Source organism: Anoxybacillus kestanbolensis, from assembly GCF_001996285.1.
In the GTDB taxonomy this organism is placed as follows: Bacteria; Bacillota; Bacilli; order Bacillales; family Anoxybacillaceae; genus Anoxybacillus; species Anoxybacillus kestanbolensis_A.
This window is the reverse complement of sequence record NZ_MQAD01000045.1, coordinates 1-2,056: the sequence shown is the minus strand read 5'-3', so window position 1 is coordinate 2,056 and position 2,056 is coordinate 1. Positions and strand designations below refer to the sequence as shown.

Here is a 2,056-nt window from a genome sequence, read left to right as displayed (position 1 = left end):
AGAGGACATGTACAGATACCAATTCTAAAAATATTCTAGTAAGTTGTTCTCTAAAACGTACCCGTTCTCCCAAGTACCAACAAGTAAATATTGGTCATCGTTACTAAATTCAGCAAAACAAGCATATGGAATTTTTTCAATTAATATGGTTTTTAAATCCTCATATCTCAAGATAATTACACTTTCATTATAAGTCACTACAATAAACCTACCATCATTTGATTGATGAAGGTATTGGAAATATCCAATGTGTTCCATAGGAGAATCATTGTCAATGATGTGTCCTCTCTTCAAAATCTTTTTAAAGTCTGAGTCTACTAAGATTATTTCATAACCGTTTACCAAGATGTAGACGTCATGAATGGAGTCGAAAATGACAGAGTCCCAAATTAAAATTTCCGGGTGACTTTTTAACTCAATTGACTGCTTGTTAATTGGTTCCTTAACTTTAACAATTTTATTCTCTCTATAACCCGTTTCGTTATTTACATAACTTAATGTAAATAAATGATAATTTCTATTTTTGAGGAATTGATTATAGTAAATAAGTGTAATGGCGTTTTTAAATTCTGTGAGTATCGTGTATTCCCCTGAATGAATGTTAATAGTTCCAATTTGTTGCCCATCATTGGTTTCTAGAACAGAAAGAATCATTAAATTATCTTGGGTAAAATTAGTATCTCCTTCAACCAACTTAAAAGATTTTTTCGATTGGATCTTTTTTACCAACTGGAAGTTCGCAGTGTTATAAACATATATAGTACCTGTAGTGCTTTTAATTAATAAATATTTATTGTTTTCAGAGAACCTCATATCACTTGGATAATTAGGTTTGTTTAATTCAATAATTTTTTCCCAAGTCGTTAAATCATAAACAATCGTCTTACTATCCATATTATGACATAAAAATTGATTATCTCCTGACAGTCTTATACGGTAAGAAGTTTTTAGTTTTTTTATTAGATTCATTTGAAACATGTTTTGATCCCTCCTTAACCGAGGACACTAATAGTTTAAGTTTTGATTTAGGTATAATCTTTAACTTCTAAATGGTTAAGAATATAGAGATTAACATGGAGTAACGGGTATGATGGATTTTGTCTACTGACGTTTTTCTTTTCTATAGTCATACCTGCAGTGGCTCTACGTTAATCTCATTTGCATGGTTATGCTAATAGGCTATAATCGGCCCATTCTGAAAAATCAACCTAGTTTCACCATTAGAACGGTGAAAAGAAACTCTTTGTTTTTAACCATACTTTAATTGCATCAAGAGCTGCAATTACTCTTTTTCTGTTTGTTTTATAACTGTACTTTTTATTATAGGCATAATTCATGATGTTATTAATTGTTTCATAGTATTTATTTGTATGCAATCTTCTATGCAGCCCTGTTTTAATGCTAATTAAGTTTTGAGGATTATTTACATTGAGACCGACCTTGCTCAATACATTACGAGCTGGTTGTGCTTTTTTGGCCTTTTGTGCGACTATATGATGTAACTCATATTTAGATCTATAGTTCGGTTTTGTTTTTACTCTAGCAAAACTTTGATCAATTAATTCTCCCACAGCATCAAGTGCCTTAATTGCATAATAAACTAACGCAGTGCCTAAAACTGCCACTGCCGCAGCATAAGCTGCAGGAATGAGCATGGCAAATTGCCCATCAGGATCTATATTCACTACAGGGTTATTATTAGCATAAGCATATTGATTCAAACTCTGCGGATCATCCTCAAACCCATGGAACGTATCCCTTGTAATAAACCGACCAATGTTCGCATCATAATAACGTGCCATGAGATAGTATAATCCAGTTTCTTCATCATAACGATAACCAGCATAACGATATGGGTTAGACGAAGCCATCGTGCCTGTTTGCGAAATAATATTTCCCCAAGCATCATACTGATACTGTGCCACAACATTACCATTTGCATCGGTTAATGCCGTGACATCACCGTGACCGTTGACATGATAATAGTAAGTTACTCCGCCTTTGGTCATGGCGGTTGGGTGATCATATATTTGAGGAGTTACCCCAAATTTTTTCT

Annotated in this window: 2 protein-coding genes; both read right to left on the bottom strand. The window is 33.2% G+C overall.

Going from position 1 to position 2,056, the window contains the following annotated elements; all coding sequences use genetic code 11:
• Positions 1-24: 24 nt before the first annotated feature.
• Positions 25-978: a YncE family protein gene (locus BO219_RS14340; protein ID WP_077430002.1), complete on the bottom strand. Its 954-nt coding sequence runs from the start codon at positions 976-978 to the stop codon at positions 25-27.
• 242 nt (positions 979-1,220) lie between these two features.
• Positions 1,221-2,056 (bottom strand): RHS repeat-associated core domain-containing protein (locus tag BO219_RS14590; RefSeq protein ID WP_198936704.1); only part of this gene is annotated, 836 nt, incomplete at its 5' end.

What these genes read in the sequence shown, in the direction of transcription:
- BO219_RS14340 (WP_077430002.1), bottom strand. Translation starts at nt 978, where the DNA reads ATGTTTCAAATGAATCTAATAAAAAAACTAAAAACTTCTTACCGTATA.